The 20,140-nt window shown below is 49.3% G+C and carries 13 protein-coding genes; 4 read left to right on the top strand and 9 right to left on the bottom strand.

What is annotated here, in order from left to right:
- Window positions 1-182: 182 nt before the first annotated feature.
- Together G491_RS0114690 and G491_RS0114700 are read right to left on the bottom strand one after the other, a co-directional pair.
- Window positions 183-536, bottom strand: coding sequence for an AMP-binding protein (locus G491_RS0114690; RefSeq protein ID WP_028315130.1), 354 nt, complete (start codon window positions 534-536; stop codon window positions 183-185).
- A gap of 366 nt (window positions 537-902) precedes the next feature.
- Window positions 903-1,349, bottom strand: a complete 447-nt coding sequence (locus G491_RS0114700) for a PaaI family thioesterase (protein WP_028315131.1) — start codon at window positions 1,347-1,349, stop codon at window positions 903-905.
- Between the two features lie 237 nt (window positions 1,350-1,586).
- Here G491_RS0114700 and G491_RS30935 point away from each other — a divergent pair, with 237 nt between their 5' ends.
- Window positions 1,587-3,176 (top strand): sigma 54-interacting transcriptional regulator, encoded by a 1,590-nt coding sequence (locus tag G491_RS30935; protein WP_035219037.1) that lies wholly within the window; start codon window positions 1,587-1,589, stop codon window positions 3,174-3,176.
- 97 nt (window positions 3,177-3,273) lie between these two features.
- On the opposite strand, the gene G491_RS0114710 is transcribed toward G491_RS30935, so the two are convergent.
- Window positions 3,274-4,137, bottom strand: a complete 864-nt coding sequence (locus tag G491_RS0114710) for a ferredoxin family protein (protein ID WP_028315132.1) — start codon at window positions 4,135-4,137, stop codon at window positions 3,274-3,276.
- Between the two features lie 383 nt (window positions 4,138-4,520).
- Here G491_RS0114710 and G491_RS0114715 point away from each other — a divergent pair, with 383 nt between their 5' ends.
- Window positions 4,521-5,747, top strand: coding sequence for a saccharopine dehydrogenase family protein (locus G491_RS0114715; RefSeq protein WP_028315133.1), 1,227 nt, complete (start codon window positions 4,521-4,523; stop codon window positions 5,745-5,747).
- Window positions 5,748-5,792: 45 nt separating this feature from the next.
- Window positions 5,793-7,373, top strand: coding sequence for a xylulokinase (locus G491_RS0114720; RefSeq protein ID WP_028315134.1), 1,581 nt, complete (start codon window positions 5,793-5,795; stop codon window positions 7,371-7,373).
- Window positions 7,374-7,812: 439 nt separating this feature from the next.
- Here the strand turns inward: G491_RS0114720 and G491_RS0114725 are convergent, their stop codons facing one another.
- Genes G491_RS0114725 through G491_RS0114735 form a run of 4 tightly spaced genes read right to left on the bottom strand, consistent with a single transcriptional unit; the run spans window position 7,813 to window position 12,871 of the window.
- Complete coding sequence (locus G491_RS0114725; protein WP_028315135.1) at window positions 7,813-8,850, bottom strand: Fic family protein; 1,038 nt, start codon at window positions 8,848-8,850, stop codon at window positions 7,813-7,815.
- A gap of 9 nt (window positions 8,851-8,859) precedes the next feature.
- Complete coding sequence (locus G491_RS30940) at window positions 8,860-11,430, bottom strand: restriction endonuclease subunit S (protein WP_211239147.1); 2,571 nt, start codon at window positions 11,428-11,430, stop codon at window positions 8,860-8,862.
- Window positions 11,346-12,644 (bottom strand): type I restriction enzyme HsdR N-terminal domain-containing protein, encoded by a 1,299-nt coding sequence (locus G491_RS36105; RefSeq protein ID WP_211239148.1) that lies wholly within the window; start codon window positions 12,642-12,644, stop codon window positions 11,346-11,348. Before G491_RS36105 ends, G491_RS30940 begins: the two co-directional genes overlap by 85 nt.
- 8 nt (window positions 12,645-12,652) lie before the next feature.
- Entirely contained in the window at window positions 12,653-12,871 is a 219-nt protein-coding gene (locus tag G491_RS0114735; protein WP_028315136.1) for a helix-turn-helix domain-containing protein, read from the bottom strand.
- A 209-nt stretch (window positions 12,872-13,080) separates the two neighbouring features.
- Between G491_RS0114735 and G491_RS0114740 the strand changes: the two genes are divergently transcribed.
- Entirely contained in the window at window positions 13,081-13,272 is a 192-nt protein-coding gene (locus tag G491_RS0114740; protein ID WP_028315137.1) for a hypothetical protein, read from the top strand.
- Between the two features lie 492 nt (window positions 13,273-13,764).
- On the opposite strand, the gene G491_RS0114745 is transcribed toward G491_RS0114740, so the two are convergent.
- Together G491_RS0114745 and G491_RS36110 are read right to left on the bottom strand one after the other, a co-directional pair.
- Entirely contained in the window at window positions 13,765-17,073 is a 3,309-nt protein-coding gene (locus tag G491_RS0114745; protein WP_157468316.1) for a DNA-binding protein, read from the bottom strand.
- An 18-nt stretch (window positions 17,074-17,091) separates the two neighbouring features.
- Window positions 17,092-20,139 (bottom strand): chromosome partitioning protein ParA, encoded by a 3,048-nt coding sequence (locus G491_RS36110; protein ID WP_051327278.1) that lies wholly within the window; start codon window positions 20,137-20,139, stop codon window positions 17,092-17,094.
- Between the last annotated feature and the right edge of the window lies 1 nt (window position 20,140).

Raw genomic sequence — 20,140 nt, forward strand, 5'->3', positions numbered from 1 at the left:
GTCATGAATTACATCCTTGACATTATTGAAAAAACAATAATTGACCAGATGTCTATAGCATCTGCGAAACTTTAGTTAAAAGTAAATTGTAGTTGCAATTCATCAATAAAAGATCGGTCAGAAGCAGTAATATGAATATTACCCGCCGGCCGTTCTATGGTCAAAGAAAACTTTAAGTTTGTTCAGTGACCCATGCAATTCCCGCCTATGACTGGAGGGGGGCGGGCGTCTTTTTCGTCGGAAACGTCCTTGTACGCGGCGCTTTTCTGGATGAAAATCTTCACGATTTCGCTGTCCGGCCTTTCGGGGTTGGGGACGCCGACCAAAGCGCACATCTCTATGGCCGGGTGCTTGAACAGCTTGTCTTCCACTTCCGAGGAAAACACTTTGTACCCGCCGACAATGATCATGTCTTTGGCGCGATCCACCACGTAGACGAAACCGTCCTCGGCCATCCTGCCCACCTCCCCGGTGTGCATCCAGATTTCGCCCTCGTGCTCCCTTAAGGCGTTGAGGGTTTCCTCCGGACGATTCAATTAGCCCTGCATCACCTGGGGGCCGCAGCAAATAAGTTCCCCACATCCTTCGACATTTTTGTCGTAAGACGCAAGCCAGGGTTTGTCTTCACAAAACATACTGCGTACTCCTTGACTGCCAAACATCTTAAACCTGCGACGTCAATACTAATGCTGGCGTTTGGATATATCTTTGAAAATAGGGCGTTTTCAGAATTGGCTGGTTGTTCCGGACTTTGGACGCAAATATAGCGTCGCGGCTCAAGGTTCAGCAACCTGCGCCGTTTTTCCGGTCTCGGTTCATCCCGATTTAACCGGGATGGCTTTGGTCAATCCTTGTGAAAAAGCCTGGGACAAATCCCATTTTGCACAAGCAGTAAAGAAAAACTACTTGCGCAGGCGAAGCTGATACAGGCCCTTGCTCAACGCAGTCACCTGCCCGGACTCATCCTTGATTTCGCCTTCCAAAATAAAATCACTCTTTCCCTTGGTGGATGCCTCCTCCTCGATACGGGCGATTTCATCTTCCGAGATGCTAATTTCCACATACGCATCCGTGGTGACCGGCCTGCGGTAGGAAATGCTCATCTCCTTGATAATGGGAAAAAACTTGTTGAGGTCAAAGCTGGACCAGCTGAGGGCCCCGCCTGGGATTTCCGCCAGCGTGAACAGAGCGCCGGCATACATGGTTCCTATGTGATTTTCATTTCCTTTGATGGGTGCAGACAGCTTACAATACCCCCTCTTTAAATCCACCACCTTCAACCCCATCCTTTTGACGAAGTCGATTCCCTCTTCAATGATGCTGATCATAGGATCGGAATGGTTGCTCATTTTTTCTCCTTAAGTGACGGCTGGTTGGAGCAAGGCCTTGCATCTCAAAAGACTGATATGGCAAAGCCCATGCCAAGATGGAACTGAGATTGCATATATTGTATTTTTAAGAGGTTATGTTTTGCGCCAGTGTATTTAGAATGGATTTAACGGGAATTCTACCACATTCGTTGAAAAACGCCCACATATGTGGTAGAAAATAAGCCTGTCTATCAAATAAGGTATATTGGGGGGCTTATGAATCCGGATCCAAATGAATTTTTTAAAAATACCGTTCTTAGAATTTGCTCCAGCCTGGAAGTGGAAAAAGCCTTGTGGCACTCCCTGCTGTATGTCAGGGAGCATATTCCCGCTTCCCAGATGAGCCTGCATCTATACAACCCGGTTACTGGAGTCGCTGAAACCGTGGCCCAAGCCACCCCGGGAAAATACGGCCGGCTTTCGGTCAAGACCCATCTGTCCGAAAAGGCCCGCCGGCAGGTGGAGGCCCAGCGTTCTCAGCGTTTGCGCAGGGTCAACCGGGTCAGCGACGACCCTGTGGCGGAAGAGGTGAGCCGGTATTTCGGCGGCGCGGTCCAATCCGCCCTGATTCTCGACCTGGTGATCGAAGGCCGGCTGATAGGCGTTTTGACTCTCCACGGAGAAGTGGGCAAAACCTATACGGCCAGGCACGAGCAATTATTCCGCCTGTTGAACGAACCTTTCGCCGTGGCCTTAAGCAACAGCATGCGGCAACGCGAGTTAAACAAGCTCAAAGAACTGCTGACCGACGACAACCCCTATTTTCAGGAGAATGAGGAGGCCTTTTCCGAAAACGAGGTTGTGGGCGCCGATTACGGCCTAAGGGGCGTGATGGAAATGGCGCGTCAGGTCGCTCCCCTTGAGAGCCCCGTGCTTTTGCTGGGCGAAACGGGCGTGGGCAAAGAGTTGATCGCGTCAGCGGTGCACAGGGCGTCCCCCCGGCGAAACGGCCCGCTCATCAAAGTCAATTGCGGCGCCATTCCGGACACCCTCATTGATTCCGAACTTTTCGGCCATGAAAAGGGCGCCTTCACCGGCGCCTCGTCCATGAAGCGCGGCCGCTTTGAGCGCGCGGACGAGGGAACGATTTTTCTGGACGAAGTGGCCGAGCTTTCCCCCGAGGCCCAGGTGCGCCTGCTGCGGGTGCTTCAGGAAAAGGAAATCGAACGCGTGGGCGCCGCGGAAACCACCCATGTGGATATTCGGGTTATTGCAGCCACCCACCGGAACCTGGACGGCTTGGTTTCCATGGGCCGTTTTCGCCAGGATTTGCTGTTTCGGCTTAAGGTGTTCCCCATCGTCATTCCACCCTTGAGGGACCGCAAGGGCGACATACCCTCCCTGGTCCAGCATTTCGTCCGCATTAAGAGCCTGGACATGAAGCTGGGAACCATTCCGCCCCTGGCGCCCGGCGCCATGGACAAGCTCATGGATTACTCCTGGCCCGGCAACGTGCGCGAACTGGAAAACGCCGTGGAGCGGGCCTTGATCCTGAGCGGCGGCAAAAAACCCGTCTTTCAGGAATTCGACCTGGGCCTCAAACCCGGCCCCAAAACCAAAAATGTGGAATCCCTCAGCCTGCCCACCATGGATCAGGCCATGGCCGACCTCATGCGCAAAGCTCTGGTCCTTGCCAAGGGCCGGGTGGAAGGCAAGGGCGGGGCGGCTGAAATCCTGGGGATGCACCCCATGACCTTGAGGAATCGCATGAAAAAGCTGGGCGTCCCGTTCGGTAAAAAAGCCCGCGCGGTGTACAAGAGCTCCGCCCCCTCCACGGTGCTCAACTGGCCCCAGGTCAAAAAATAGGCCTTTAGCCAGCTTAAATCCCGACGCCTTTGTTCGCAGGTTCATCCGACAACATTTTGACTGCAATCCCGAAAGTTGAGGCCGTACCGTTAAATTGCTACACGTCGGGCCGGAATCCCCAGAAATAGTCCTTGATGTCGTCTTTTAACGGGGCTTTTTGGTAAAGCTCCATGGCGTCCGTGGGACAATTGCTTGCGCACAGCCCGCACCCGATGCACCGGCCCTGTATTTCAGCTTGTTCCTCGCCCAGGACAATGGCGTGCATGGGGCAGACCTCCACGCATTTTCCGCAGGCGATGCAATCGCCGCTCACCCGCGCTTCCCAGCCGATGCTTTGAATCCTGTCGCCGAAGACTTCCGTGATTTTTTTGCACGAATTCAAAGACAGGCAGCAGCAGGGGCAGCAAAAGCAGACTTCCAGGAAATTTTGCATCTTATCCTTGGGAAAGCCCCAAAAATACTGCTCCGCCTCGATCCACAGGCACTGGCAGATTAGCCCAAGCTCCACGCCTTTGTGCAAATGCTCGATGGCTTCCTCCACCGAGGCCTTGCGGGAAATCCCGTTTTCATAGGTGACATGGGACCCCTGGCCCAAAAAAATGCAGGCGTGGTCATGGGGGAAGTCCTGGCAGTTATTGCCATCGCGGCAAAGACACCTGTGCACGATATACCGGTCGGGCGCCTCGCGGATCAGCTTCTCCACTAAATGGATAGGCATGACCGTGCTGCCCTGGCTTCCCTTTTTGTTCAGCTCCGCTTCCAAAGGGATGACCGTTCCCTGGGTGAAATGTATTTTCTTGTCATTGATCAGGGCTGCCCGTCTGACCATCCAGCCGATGTACGGATTTTCCGCATGGTGAAGCAGCTTCACCAAATTGTGAAAAATCGGGACATAAAAATTCCACCAGTTGATGCGCACTGCAAATTTTTTCTTAAAAAGCTCTCCCAACATAACAAACATGGAAAAATCCCCCCGTGATGCAAGCGTGACGATGAACTCGACATATGCCGGCGCCGGCGAAGAACCTTTAAGGCCAGGGGCTCTTGGGCCGGTTTGCGAAAAAATACTGAATAGCGAGCAATAATATTCATACTTTACATTTGACCTCTTAGTCAATACACGATGTAAAATTTTTTTGGGAGAGCGTCCACCGGTTCCAAAGGTTAAGCTGCTTCAAAATTAGTCTGAAAAATCAGTACAAAATCCATTTTTACTATTCAGCTTCACTGAATTGTGTTATAAAATGAAAAAAAATTTCCAAAGTATGTTTTTGCTTGACAAAGAGAGCTGATTTTAACAAAGTTCATTTAAAATAATTCAGCTCATAAGGAGGGGAGGGCGTCATGGCAAAAGCAGTGGTTCTCGGTGGATGTGGTGCGGTAGGCACGGTGGCTTCCAAGACCTTGGCGGGCCAGGATCTTTTTTCCCAAGTGATTCTGGCCGATCAGAACAGGGAGCGGGCCGAAAGCCTCATTGGGGAATGGGGATCGGACAAAGTCGGTTTCGTGCAGACGGACGCCTTGGATCCGGAAAGCATCAAAGCGGCCATTCAAGGGGCTGACGTGGTGGTCAACTGCGTGGGGCCGTTTTACAAGTCGGTCAAGATCATCCTGGATGCGGTTCTGGAGTCGGGGATTAATTATGTGGACGTGTGCGATGACGTTGACGTAACGCTGGATATTCTGAATTGGGACAAAAAGGCCAAGGAAGCCGGGGTGTCTGCGTGCATCGGCATGGGCAGTTCGCCGGGGGCGACCAATCTGCTGGCCAAGTTTGCGGCCGACGCCTTGCTGGATGAAGTGGAGTCCATCGATATTTTTCACGCCCACGGAGGCGAGCCTTTTGAGGGGCCGGGCGTGATCGGCCACCGTTTTCATTGCATGAGCATAGACATCCCCATGTTTTTGGACGGGGAGTTGAAATACGTCAAATATTTCGAAGAGGACGGCATCGCCCTGCGCCAGACATTCGACTTCCCGGTTTTGGGAGGGGACGTGCTTTTATACCCGTATCCCCACCCGGAACAAGTGACATTGCCCCGATACATCAAGACCCGGCAGGTCACCAACAAGGGGACCGTGCTGCCTTCGGAATATTACGATTTGACCCGGGACATGTGCCGTCTGGGCCTTTCCGGCAAAGAATCCCTGGACGTGAACGGCCAAAGCGTCGTTCCGTACGATTTCGCCCTGGCTTACATCATCCGGGAGCGGGAAAGGATTTTAAAGGAGACCCGATTCGGCTCCCAGCGGGGATGCTGCAGCGTGGTCGTCAAAGGCAGGAAGGAAGACGCCTACAGCGAGTACAGGTTCCACATGGCTTCCGGCAGCCAGGCCCTGGGGGAGGGCACCGGCGTACCGGCGGCCGTGGGCGCCATGCTTATGGTTCTGGGCAAGATCACGGAAAAAGGGGTGCTGCCGCCCGAAGGGTGCATCAACCCCCAGGATTTTCTGGACCTTGTCAGTCCGGTCATGAAACTGGATGAGAAAAAAGGGGATTCCGATTCTTTTAGCGGGGTTATCGTTCAGCATGTGGATGCTTTGGGGAAGGTTTCCACACTAGACATTTAGCCTCTTGTTTGCAGGGAGGGTTGACGCCGGAGATGAGGAAAGGAAATGAGCATTTCGGACAAGCATATACTGGCCATCGACCATGGCACCTCCGGAGTGAAGGCCAGTCTGGTTTCCATGAAGGGGAAGGTTCGGGACTACGCCTACCGGAAAACGGAGATGTTTTTCCTGCCCGAAGGAGGCGCTGAACAGGATCCCCAGGAATGGTGGGATGCGCTGATTGCCGCCTGCAGGCATTTGATCGAGCGGGGCTCCGTGCCCCGGGAAAGCATCGTGGGGATGTGCGTGTCCTCCACCTTTTCCAGCACCGTGGCGGTGGATAAGGACGGAAAGCACCTCATGAACGCCCTGAGCTGGATGGATTCCCGGGGCGGCAAGTACGTCCGGGAGTTTATGAAGGGTTTTCCCTCGGTTCTGGGCTACCACGTACCCAAAGCCTTGAAGTGGATCCACAAAACCGCGGGAGGGCCCACCTTGTCGGGCAAGGACGACATCGCCCATATGCTTCTTTTTCAAAAGGAGTTTCCCGAGGTTTATAAAAACGCCCACAAGATTCTGCCTTCCAAGGATTTTTTCAATCTCAAGCTGACGGGAAAATTCGCCGCCAGTTACGACTCCATGACTCTGTTCTGGGTGTCGGACGTCCGGGATCCCCATAACATCCATTACGACGATAAATTGATCGCCGCTCTGGGCATTGACAAAGAAAAACTGCCGGACATGTATGATTCCACCCACGTTTTAGGGCCTGTCCTGCCCGAGGTGGCCGAGGCCATCGGCCTGCCCGAAGGCGTCATGGTGGTGGAGGGCTCTCCGGACCATCAATGCGCGGCCATGGGGTCCGGGGCCGTGGAGGATTATCAGGCCCATTTGTACGTGGGCACGTCCTCTTGGGTTCAGTGCATCGTGCCTTTTAAAAAGACGGATATCTTTCATTCCATCGCGTCTCTGCCTACGTCCATTCCGGGGAAGTTCTCCTCCGTCAATGAGCAGGACATGGCCGGAGGATGCCTGAGTCTGCTGGTTCAGAACGTCCTGGGCATCGGTGAAATCAAGGAGGACGAAAACCCCTTTGAAATGCTCACCAGCATCGCCCAGACCTCCCCGCCCGGCGCCAACAACGTCATTTTCACCCCCTGGCTCAACGGCGAGCGCACCCCTGTGGACGACACCACTATCCGGGGCTGCCTGTTCAACCTCACCCGCACCAGCACGTCGGCCGACATGGTAAGGGCGGTCATGGAAGGCGTGGCCCTGAACGTTCGCTGGAGCCTGAAATACGTGGAGAAATTTGCGGGAAGACGGCTGGATGCCATGAATTTTGTGGGCGGAGGCGCCCGCTCAGACCTGTGGTGCCAGATTTTCGCCGACGTCCTGGACAGAACCGTCCGGCAGGTGAGCGATCCCGTGGCGGCCAACGCCCGGGGAGCCGCCTTTATCGCAGCCGTGGGCCTGGGGGAGATCGAGTGGTCCCAGATTCCCGAATTAGTCCGGTATCGTGCAACCTACACGCCCAATCCGTCCAACAGAAAGACCTACGACACCCTGTTCAAGGCCTACACCGACCTCTATAAGGCCCACAAAAATATCTGCAAACGCCTGAACAGCGGGGATAAAAACGACTGATGATTATTGGAAGACAATGGAACGAATAAAATTGAAAAATCCATGATTTGATGTGCATCGCAAAACATACCCAGTGCATACCAAAATGAAAAAGCCCAGGCCGCTGGCGGTCTGGGCTTTTTGCGTAAATCAGGCCTTTATTCAAGCCCGATTATTTGGTGGAGGATACGGAGCCTTACCCCAATTCGTTCTCCAAACCAAAACATATCCATAATCCCTGTTTATTCAAACTCTTACCGCGCATCAAGACCCTTTAGGCTGTCGGACACCGAGAGAAATTTAATTCTCTACATTTTCCCGAAACAGAGAACGGACGTGGGTTCGATTCCCGAGCGGAGGCTACCTGTAATCACTCCGCAAACCCGAGTCTGAAAATGGCCATGTCACAAAGAATGTCGTGAACCTGTCGCAAACTTTGTCGCGAAGTTGTCGCAAACATTCAGACCAGTTTATACTCCTGATGGTGGGTTGCTCCTTCACTGCTAATCAGCTGTTTATCAAGCATTCCTTTGAGGTCGCGCTGGAGGCTACGTCGATTTACATCGGGGCAGATGCTTTCAAAATCCTGAATGGTTAGCTTGCCGTTTTGAAGCAAGTAGCCAACAGCTTTGCCTTGGCGTTCATTCAGGCTATGCTTTTGCACCATAACATCCCGTTTGATAACCTGCTCACCACGCTCTTTGACTTCGATCATCTGGGTTTCAAGGCCGGTGATGAAGTAATCGAGCCAACCGGTCATATCCATGTCGTTTTCACGGACGCTCTGGATCTTCTTGTAGAAGGTCGGCCGGTCACGGTCGTAATATTCGCTGATGGTGAACAAGCGCTTGAAGTCATATCCGGCTTTATAAAGACATAGCGTCGAGAGCAAGCGCGAGGTGCGGCCGTTGCCATCGAGGAAAGGGTGAATATGCACCAGCTGAAACTGGGCGATACCGCTGATCAGCACTGGATGTATATCAAGATCACCGTTCAGCCATTTCACCATTTCCGACATCATGATCGGTACTTCCACGGCGGATGGCGGGGTGTAAATCACTTCGCCGGTTGATGAGTTGGCCACATAGTTTTGGATGCGTCGGTAATTGCCGGGATCAGCTTTGCCGCCTCGCACACCTTCCACCAGTTTGCGGTGAATCTCCCGAATCAGTCCTTCAGTGATCGGGTCACCACTGTCGAGGCAATCCGAAACGAATTCAAAAGCAGAGCGATAATTAAGCAGCTCCCGCGCATCATCCGGATCGGCTTCCGGCACCGCTTCACCGCGCCACAGGCGTTCCGCCTGATCGAGGGTCAACTGTGTGCCTTCGATGTGGGTTGTGTGATGGGCTTCCTTGATTAACGCCTCTGCGCCCATATCCCGTACCCAGTCATCGGACAAACGTGCCGCTTCCAAAAAACCGCGCGCCCGTTCAATCTGCGTGATTGCGGCGGTCATCCGGTTGGTTATGGTGAATTTAGGGTTGAACTTGGCCATCGGGTCACCTCACAGATATTTCTTCATCATCGCCTCTTTTCTGGCGGGTGCGGTATCGATAATGGTCTGGGCATCCTCAATCTTTTTTTCCAGGGCTTCGATTTTGGCGACGAATTTCTTCTGTTCGGCCAATGACGGCACAGGCACTTTAATGTTTTTCATCTTGGTGGCGTTGATATTGTTGGTACCTCCAGACTTCACTGCGAGTCCAACCATTCCTTTGCGGAACGTTGAGGAATTCATAATGCATCCTAAATACTTTGGCAGCGCTTTGGATATGTCAGGTACAACCCTTACCAAATACGAGGCATAACAGTAGTCCCCATCAAGATCGAACAGGCCAACCTTACCAATGTGCTCAAGACTGCCATTGGAACGAATAAAAAGCAGGTCTCCTTTGTTGAGACGGTACTTGGCGAACTCATCGGCGCTGATGTCGGCGCACTTCATCGAACCGTTATCCACCATTCGGCCTTGAACGATTTCATTCATTCGGAAAATCTTATAGCCGATTCTTGCCTCGTTCATCTTTTCGTTCAGGCCGTATTGGATGTTGCTGCTCAGCTTGGCGATTTCGATCCGGGGAGCCTTGGAGGCGTAGATGGACTCAACTTCGTTGTTTATGTCTGCCGATGCTTTGGCTATTACATCATCAGCAGAGGCGATTCCAATATCTACCTTCTTGCATTCTTTAACAATCTGACTCTGTACACCAATTGGAGGCAGAGGCATTGGCAATTCGTAAGCCTCATTTCGGTTCAGACCTGGCACACCAACACCGCCATGCAAGTGCCCTAAGTCCAATCCCTTTAAAATTTGGAACAAAAAATACACATCTATGTCTTTTTGCTTTGTTTTGATATAGAACGTTGTATCAATAGGGAAACAATTCTCTGTTTCCCACACAACCGCACCAGCGGAGCCTTTTCTTCCGATTATTATCGCAGGCCCCTTTACAAGATATTCATCATGGAATCCAACTCTGCCATTTGAGCCCATGACAGGATACGGTCCCGCATGCCTCTTCTTCTCTGGTAACGGTTTTCCATATTCAAAACTACAAACATTTCCGAGCCTTACTTGTGGCCATTTGCTTTTTATGTGAACCGTTCTTTTAACTGCCAATGATAACTGCTTTTCAAAAACAGCTCTAGAAAAATCCAGCATATCCACCAACCGCGCATGGTTGGCCACGTCGCATAATTCTGCCGGAATCGTTCCAATCGTTCCCTCAAAATTCGCGGCAATATGGCTGTTCAGTTTGGCCGGATTGATCCGATTAAACATCGTCGGATTGTCGCGGTCCGGCCCGTCATAAAGCGTGGTCACATGCTTGCCGGAAGCGTCCTCGATCAACTTGATGCCTTCGTCTCCCTTGGCGCTTGACCATTCGTAGCCGAGGAATTGCTTGATCTCCTTTGTGCCGGACGGACTTCGGATAATCAGCACCGGATTTTTCTGATCCGAGGCCGTGACAAAATGATAGAGTTTATCCCGTTCCATTGATCGCACATGGGCCAGATAGCGTTTAGCAATTTCAGCGGTCTGCTCATCTTTGCTCAGATCCTTAAATTTTTTTGTCTTTTTCAGGTTTTTCAGTTCCGTACTATTCATGAACGGGTCATGGTACGGTTGAAAATGCGCCTGCTTTTTCCATGTCCCTTTGGTATCACCGCTCAGCAAGGTCCGATAATCTTCTTGCGGCACACCGATATGGGCGCAATAGGCTTCAAGCAGATGTGCGTCTTTATAAATCTCCTGTTTTTGTTTTCCGGCTCCCGCGTCCTTGAACCAATCATTTACCCGCCCGCGGTAATGTTCGGCTGTGTCCGGTTGTGTCGGCTTGCGGCGCAGGAACATTGTGACGGTGTTGGTGCCGGTCTTGCCAAAGGTGCCGCTTCCGAATTCGGCAATGGCAACGATGTCAAAGTATTGCAGTAGAATTTCCCGGGCGCGGATATATGTGCCGCCACCATTGGAGAGGATGGATGAGGGTAGAATAATGGCAGCCACGCCTCCGCTTTTCAGTAACTGTTTGGCCCGCTCGATAAAAAACGTCTCGATACTGTTTGCTGTTTCAGCGTCGTTGATTGTTCCTGAGAGTGTGTAGGCCTTGCGTTCCTCTTCGGGCAGAGTTTCAAGAAAGCCGCGAACGCTGTATGGCGGATTCGCCACAAGCAGGTCAAAATGGCCGTCGCGGATATCCGAAAAAGCGTCATGCCGGTTTATCAATGCGTCTCCGTAACAGATTTGAATCTCCTGCTGACCGTACATGAAGGCAGAGACTTTGGCGACTTTGGAAAGTCGGTATTCCTTTTCGATACCCACCATGGCCTTATGGTATTCAGCCGGTTTTGCCTGGGGTTTGTGCTGCGTAAGAAGGGGGTGCACCTGCAAGGCCAGTTCAGTTAAAAAATGCCCGGCGCCGCAGGCATAGTCAATGGCTAAAGGCGGAGCGGGATTGTCACGAATCAGGCTTTCCAAGGGCAGGCTCATCAGGATAAACCGGCAAATGGGCATGGGGGTGAAAAACTGTCCTTCACTCTGCTTGACGCCCTGATCGAGAAACCCCTCAAACATGTCGCCCAAAAACTGGTTATGGCCGTTGGGATTCGTAAGACGAATATCCTAAACATTTGCAGAATTTTCAGCAGCACCTCGGCGTTCTGGTAAAAAAGCCGTTCGTTATGGACATCGATGAGTGAAAAGTCGTTATTGGTGAAAAATTTTTGTTGAATAAACAGGTTCCATACCGCCCGCTGTGTGGCGTCCGGGTTCTGGCGGATAAATCGAAGGGCGTTGTTGACATCATCCTGATTTATATAAGTGATATCCTCACCGAGAAACTTGTCCATCCCCGACTGGTAGAGCTGCTGAAGGCGGTCCATCAGGTCAAAATGGCTGTCATAGGCCACACCCTTCCAATAAAATTTCAGGTCGTCGGGATTTTCAATCTCATCCACCAGTTTGCACAGAAATAGATTGATCAGCTTATCAAAAGCGTTTTCCCGGCCGGACACGTTATGCTGCCTAAGAATGGTGGCAAACTCATGGTATTTCTTCTGCTGGTCAGTGGCAGATATGGCATGAAGGTCGGCAAGTGAATACTTGTCTTTGCCGATCTGGTAGGGTTGGATGTTTTCTTCGAAAATTCCTTTGGTAGTAAAATCAAGTTTGTACGTGTCACGCCAGACCGTAAAGCGCTCCTTAACATCAGTTACACTGCGAAATGTTTTAAAATGGGGATTTGCTGCAAGGTACAGCTCATTGTCCCGATGAGCGATGATATGGCTCTGGTATGACAATGTGTCATTGTCAAAATCCGAGGTGTAGAGGCATAAAAATTGAGTTTCGCTGATCTGCGGAGCATAACTGAAAAGCTGATCCCCGTCTTGAAGGGTTTTGTTCCACGCTTTTTTGAATTCCCCCCCGGCCGTTTTGCATTCAATAATCAGTAATGGCTTGCCAAAATTATCTTTCACCAAAATATCAGCCCGCCCGCCACTGGCTCCCCGACCCAGTTTCCATTTCGGTTCCAGCTCAATATGTTCCGGCTTATACCCTTTATCCAAAAGGCGATGCACGCATTCGAAGACAACAAAATTTTCATTTGCTGAAAAGTTGCAGGTCTGACGTTCGTTGACCACAAGCCCGTCTGACTCTGGATAGTGAATGGTCTCTTTGGAAACATCAACGCTCAAGGGAATTGATCCGAACGTTTTGCTAAAAACATTTCTTTTTTTAGTAAACCCGAGGGATTCAAGCAGTGTGGGAAAATTATTCTGGGTGATCATAGTATGCTTCAATCCTTTTTCAAGTTATTTGCAGTTACATCGTTTTTGTTGCAAAAATATTCAAACTGACGCCGTGCCAGCTTGGATGGCAAAGTCTTTCCGTTTTCCCACCGATTGACCGTGGCAAAGCTGACCCCGATTGCATGGGCAAGGTCTTCCTGGCTCAGGTTTAACTGACTGCGTACTTTTTTTACACGTTCAGAAAATGGTTCTGATTCTTTGGTCATTGCGCCACCTTGATTCTTTTTGATGCAAAATTTACCTCGATCTTCAACCTGATTGAAGATGTTATAACATTTGATATGGCACGTGCAAGAATTTTGTGCAACAGGCCCCTCGATTTTTTCACTCAATCAAAAAAGATTTAACAGTTACCGACACGTTCTCCGTTTCTCCGGTAAGTAAGGTTCAAACAAACCAAAACACGGAGAAAAGTATGGATATTAATGAATTGTTTGATGGAATTGCCGAAGCGTTTCGGCAGTATCAGGCGGAAATGACCGAGCAGGAGCAGGCTTCAACCAACCCGGCTCCTGCCGGACTTGAACCCGAAAGGGAATCTGAAAAATCAGAGAAAATAATGCCGACAGAGAAAGGAATTGAACAACATTCCCCGAAACAGGAGTGATTGCACGGCATTCGGATGAATGCGTTTGTCTGCGTAAGGTGCTAATTTATCAAAACAAAAAAACCGATTCTGTTTACCGGACTCGGCAACAGGATCGGTTTGTTTAAAAGTTGATGGTGGAGGACACAGAGCCTTACCCCAATTCGTTCTCCAAACCAAATCATATCCATAAATCCTGCTTATTCAACACCTTACCACACATCAAAACCCTTCAGACTGCCGGACGCCGAGAGAAATTTAATTCTCTACATTTTCCCGAAACAGAGAACGGACGTGGGTTCGATTCCCGATTGAATACCCGGCGGTGTGTTGAACAAACCTCAGTCTTCATCACTGACTCCTGTGATAACAATGGTGTTTGCTCCAGAGTCTCCCGTTAGGTACATCCGCAATGCGTATAGCAGATCTGGTGTGTTGCGGAACATTTCCGGCTTTTCAATTTGAAGGCTAATTCGAGACACTGCTCTCGTTGCCCAGTAAACATGCAAATATTCAGTCATTGTCGTCATCCGAAATGCTGGTGATGTGGATGGTATTTGCGACGTCATCGCCGGTGAGGTAGAGGCGTAGCGAGTAGATTAAATCTGAGCTTCGCACGTCCTTGGGCTTTTTGACATCAATCTGTACGCGAGAAAAGAGGGATGCACTGGATTGAGTGATAACTTCCTCTACTCTGTCAACTTGCTCTGCCAGTTTCTTAGTGATGTCCTGATGGGGCTGGAGCAGCATCCTGATTTCGGTATTATCTGAAGCACGAGTACGCAAAAGTCCGAGGAGTAGCTCTAACGGTTCGGCGGCAGCTCGAACCCAATCTCTTTTTTCCCACTTATTTTTTACTCTTGTCGGAGTGAGGTTATTTAACCGGTTTAGGATCGAATTCAGTAATGCAGTCAAATTTGAAATAGTAAATTTTTCAACAAAATGCTGCTCCCGCCAGATTGCGTATGCGAACACACTGATTGCTGAATGATTTGGATGTGATACAAGCTGGTCGAATATGTATTGCTGCCATTTTTGTGAAATGTCGCCAAGGGCAAAACCGACAGCACGTGGATCACGGATATGACCGCTCTCAACTTGCTCTGTAATCCATTGGATGCATTCGTCGGGTGCGTCCTTGTGCATGCAGGATAGTAGAAGAAGCATCTTCTTCTCGATTACTTCTGGAGGTATCTTTGCAAGTATGCATCTTGTCAAAACCTCGATAGATTGATGAAAATCACCTGGGCAGTCCCTGTCATTTATAGATAAAGAATTGCTCCAAATTAATGTCATTCTGTTTTGAAGACTACGTTCTTTAAAGCGTAAAAGGCGCAATTTTTCCTCTTTTGAAAGAGGAATCAAATCGTTTGGCGAAATATTATATGCGGATAGTCCGTTTTTTTGCTCCCTTATTTTGCCATAAAGTAATGTTCCTATCGGAAAGAGTTCATTTGGATCATCCTCTGATTTTTGAATGAATTGTTTTGAATTCAGATAACAGTTTCTTCTGTCGTTTGTATTGGCAAATGAAAACCAGTATATATTTCCATCTTTATCTATTTTTGAACGCCAACGACTATTAACTGTCATTCCATGTGATTCGCCGTTCATTTCTAATAATCGAGTTAATGAGTCAACTAGCCATTTGCATAAATTAACCTCATTTTTTTGTGCATCTCGCCAATTTTGTAAGTCATACCAGGACATTGGCTGGGGATAATCTGGTGCGGGAGCATCAGTGATGATAATTTCTTCAGTGCGTTGCCACGTTGTGCGGATCGGCGGGAATGATTTGTCTATTGGCGTAAAAACTAATTTATACGGTTCGTCGGCACCGTATTCAAAGGTGAGTTGAAGGCTGCATTCACTGTCTTGTTTCAGCGGGAAAGCTGGCGAGTTGATACGGGCGGAATAGCCTGTTTCATCTTCATTTTCTCCTTGAAAGATTGGGAACTGGTAAAATCGTTTCCCTGCAGGCAATGTAAAATGACTTCCGACAGGAATTGAAATCGATTGTCCGCGAACGGGGACAACGGTTGTTCCCCGTGAGACAAGGTAAAACCGCTGATAGCGACCGTTGAGCATTACTTTGATGGAAAGTTCGGGGATTTGGTCACGCCAGAGGGGGATATCCTCCGTCTGTTTCTGTAGGTCGTATAGTCGCACTCCTCCAGCAACGGGACTCCGGCTTATATTGATGACGAACGAAAACTGTCCGATTCGAGAATCATGCCTCAGTGTTTGCTGATCAATAAAAGAGGGTTTTAAAGGTTGTGTCTTATTGTGCCATTTGCCGTCGGCATCCACCGTGATCATATCAAGGTTATCTATTTGGGACGCTTGGTGCTTGTCACGGGAGAGAATAATCGTAGGGCAACGCTCCCAATAAAAGCCTTTGGTTTCGGGGATTTGTTTTTTAAGTTTTTGGTCAGAGCGGGCAATAAGTTTGGTGGCGGTAGTTGCTCCTCCGATGGTGTCTATTACCAACACGGCAAAACCGTTATTGAGTTTTGCATAATCCACTTGCTCAAAGACGGCTGCAACACTGCGAGGGAGCGGCTGGGCATTTGGAAAGCGGGCGTTGATATTGCGTCTGACAATCTCAAGGTCAAAATCGTTGAGGGTATCGGGAACAAGCCAGAGCAATTGATCGGGTTGAAATGTTTTGCTCAAGCGATTGGTAAATGCTTGTGCGGCACGGTCAAGGTGTTCTTCTGTATAAGTGTCGTCATGGGAAAACAGAAGGTCGGGCAGGGAGATTGTTGTTGTATTGGGATGAAGATGGGCTGCATCCGAATCGAAAATCCCCATAGCAACGGTCTCATCTTCATTACTCCACTCTTGCCATAAATAATTTTCTCTGTTCTCTTGGCGATTTGAAGTTGTGGTTGCGTACTGTGGGTGCAGGTAAGCAAGATCAATGCAGGCAGGTTGGGTTACAGACGGACAGCTGATAAATCGTTTGATTTTACCTTTTACTTTACTGGTTAGAGGCGTTGAAGTCCATGGCTCTACTTTGAAATCATCATAGGCAAACAAAATGGGCATGTCAGCAAAGTAATGTGTGCCTTCCCGATACATCTGTGCATACTGATTCCATATTTGCATCGTTTTCTGGCGATCATTTAGTTGCGAAAAGTCACGGGCAATATCATCGTCAAGACTTTGCAACCAACGCCAAGCATCCCATATTCTGCGATAGTCACGGTGGGAAAGAAGCGTATTGTTCGGAGGCAGGTTGTTCCATGGCGAAATGGCGTGTGCATCATCTGTATTCAACCATGACTGTATGCGGACAACCAGTTCGTCCTCCGCTTCATCAAGGCATTTATGGCGTAGTTCAAGCATTTCAAGCAAGCGAGTGACAAATGCCTTCAGCAGTCGGTTTTCAGTCAAATCGACGGACTGAAAACGTCGGACAGCCTGCAAGTACGGTTTACCCGCAAGCTTCTCGCGTATATTCCGTCCAGGACGAGTACTGAGCTTGATAAAACTGGAGGCATCCAATTCACGCACTGCACGAACAGGCAGCAAGGCGTGTTCACGGCGGGGATTTTCGTTTAGCGAACGGAAAAGTCGGAGTATTGACGGACGGGCATGTTCCGTGATGCGATAAAGACGGTCGTGCTTCACTTCCACGTTTTTACCACTTACGATTTTGGTAAGAAATGCAGACAATGGTTGCGGAAGTGCATCGCCAGTCTTTGGGTCAAACTCGACATTAACGGCAAACCAATGCGTTTGCGCAAGCAATTCTCGTGCATTATTGCCAGCTTGCCCTGCCTCTGATTGTAGTTGATATAGTTCAGTGAGAGTCATCTGCAAACCATCCGCATCCTATTTCTGAGAGTGGAACATGCGCTTTTGTCTATTAGACAATTTTGACCATTGTTCATCGCGATCTTTTTCATCGGGATGATAGCTCGCTGGAGGTTGTGATAGGTCAACAGCTTTAGATTCGGGCTGAATGTCGGGTGTATCGACTACCTCAACTTCTTCTTTATCCTGAAGATAATTGGCTGATTGCCAGATGAATTGACCGTAACCGAGTTCACAGGCAATTTCAAAGTCTTCACGAAGGTTGAACGGGTTGCCGCCAATACCAGTGTTGATTTGGGCGGAGATTTTATTGAGACATTCGGTCTTGCTCTTGCCACGTGTGTCGATACCTCGCAACTTGGGCATGACCTTTTGAACGAGTTGATCCTCAAAGGCAATATGAAGGGCTTTGTCAAGAGCACCTTCATCGCCTGAAGCTTGGGCAGCACGAACATCAGGATAGTTTGCCATATAATACTCAACAGATTGCCAGACCCGATGCCCAATCGCACGCCCTGCGACAGAAAGGGAGGCGTTCATGTCTTCAATGAACTGCTTGAAAGGTTTCACATTCTCTTCGGTAAGAGATGTCTCTTTAGCCAGCCATGATTGCCACGAACGCTTATGTAGAAGAGGACCGCGATTCTTTTCATCAAGCGGTGCTAACTTCAGGCGACGTTTAAGTGTTGTGGGGCGCGGGAAATGAACAATGATTGAGCGGTCAAGAACCTTGTCTGACAGGGATTTTGTGGTTTCATCCTGATTCATTGTGCCTGTCCAAAGCACATTCCGTCCGAGTGGGAGCTGGTAGGCGGGCATCCCTGCGCCAATTTTTACTGGCAAATACGGAACATCAGATCCCTTCATGCCGCGACGAAGCTCCAGCTTGCTTAGGAATTCGGCAAAATAAAGTTCAGGATGAGCAAGGTTCATTTCGTCGAGAAGAACCAAGCAAACACAGTCTTCAAGACCCGGGTAATCCGATTCTTTCAGCACATCAATCAGTTCTTTATCCTCTTCAGGATCGAGCTTTAGCCCTTCAGGGGACATTTCGTGCCAACGTGCAACGCGATGTTCGTACTTCTCATTCGCTGTGATTTGGCTTTGGGCAAGGAATCGCAAAACTGCCTGTGCATCGAATTTGTTGTCAATTGAGTTAAAGAATCCAAGCATGGACTCTTGTGAATCCCAGTTTGGCTGGACGGAAAGCGGCTCGAACATCAATCCGCCGAAATGAGAATAGAGGCGAGGCAGTTCGGATTTCCCCGTACCGGAAACGCCCGCAAGAACAGTAAGTGGCGACCATTCCGCCGTTTTAAGTGCAGTGTGGAATGCTTTTAAGATGCGCGGATGGAAGTGTAGTCCGTAAGTATCACACGCATTGCCAACACCAGCAAGCCAAGTACTTTCATCAATGTCAGCTTTTTGTGGTTGTGCAACTTTTTCAGCTTTAATATGCGGCAGTTCAATTTCTTTGTAACGGGCAGCAACTTCGGCGGGACGTTCATACGCCGCACGTAAACGTTCAAGTTCCGCCTGCGCTTCGTTGGCAGCTCCCTCGAACCTGTCAGCTTTTTGGGTGAGCATTCTATTATCAGCGGTCAACTCACTATTCTTGCGTCGTAACTCACTGGTCTCTTCAATTTGAGAGGCATTGCTTTCTACCTGCTTCATGAGTTCTTCGATACGAGCTTTGAGCCGCTCCGCTTCCTGTTTCATTTGAGTATATTTCTCGCGGTCAGCCTCGGTTGGACGATTAACCATCTCTTCACGTAGCCGTTTGATCTCATCGGTTTTGCTGTTAAGTTCACGGAGAACCTCTGCCGGGTCTTGATCGCCAAGTTGCTGTTTTAGCTGATCCAATGTCCCAACAAGCTCCATTTGAACGTGCAAGCTTTCACGCAGTCGTGTATTTTCGCCCTTAAGTGTTTTTCTTTCACTTGCCAGAGACTCCCGTTCTTCCTCAAGCAACGAGTCAAGCTGTTCTTGCAACTCATCGCTCTTCTTTTGCCACTGTTGCTCAAATCGTTGCGCCTGGCGTTCCAGTACCCGCTCATTTTGCTCCATTTCGACTTTTCGTCTTTCCTGCTCACTTTGGAGTGCGGAGAGCGCACCCTTCTGTTTTTCCAATTCGTTCTGTTCGGCTCTCAACTTTTCACGGTCAGATTCTTTCCGTTTTGCCCACTCATCTTGCTCCTTGGCGATTTCAGTGAGGATACGTTCACGTTCAACATTCTCCGCTTCAACTATTTCTTTTAAGCGTTTGTCTTTTTGCTCTGCAATTTCTTGTTCCAAACCGGAAAGTAGAGTAGTGCGCTTTTCAGCAAATTCCTTCTCGAACCTCGATTGACTATCCTGCAGCTTCGCATCCAATGCCGTACGTTCGTCAGCAAATCCCGCATCACGTTTTTGCTCGGCAATGATAACCGCTTTCTCACGCAGAACAAGCTGCGCTTTTTCTTCCTCAAGTTGCTTACGCTCTGTCGAAATTGTGTCAGCCAGTTTTTTCAGCCTTTCGGCTTCAGTTTGATTGGCTTTGTGCTGACGGGACGCTTCGTCTGCCAAAGTTTTTGCTTTATCTGCGAAGCCAGCATTCGCTTTTTGCTCTCGTTCAGTTACCGCCAGTTCTCGCTTGGCAACTTCTCCTTCTTCTGCATGAAATTCTTTCAACCGCTCCACAAACGTAGATGCAGCCTTGTCCAGTTCTTGTTGGCGGGCATCCAATTCCGCAATCCGACTCTCAATTACTTCCTTAAACGCTTCCCGTTGTTTTTCAACAAAGCCCGTTTTAGCTTTAGCTTCCTCTTTTGCTATTTCCTGTCGCCGTTTTTCGAGTTCGGCGTTTTCAGATGCGATGTCATTGCGTTGTTGTTCCACTTCTTCAAGGAACTTGCTCCGCTGAGTTTCAAAGGCTGTTCTTTCATGCCCAAACAGTTCCTTTTCATGGTTAAGGTTTTTCTCTTTTGATGCAACATCACTTTCTAGGTTATCCAGACTCGTTTGCCGCTCATCTAACTTTTTAGCAAAATCTTTTAGTTCATTTTCGCTCATTCCGAATAAACCCATG

This window comes from Desulfatibacillum aliphaticivorans DSM 15576 (assembly GCF_000429905.1).
Lineage (GTDB): Bacteria > Desulfobacterota > Desulfobacteria > Desulfobacterales > Desulfatibacillaceae > Desulfatibacillum > Desulfatibacillum aliphaticivorans.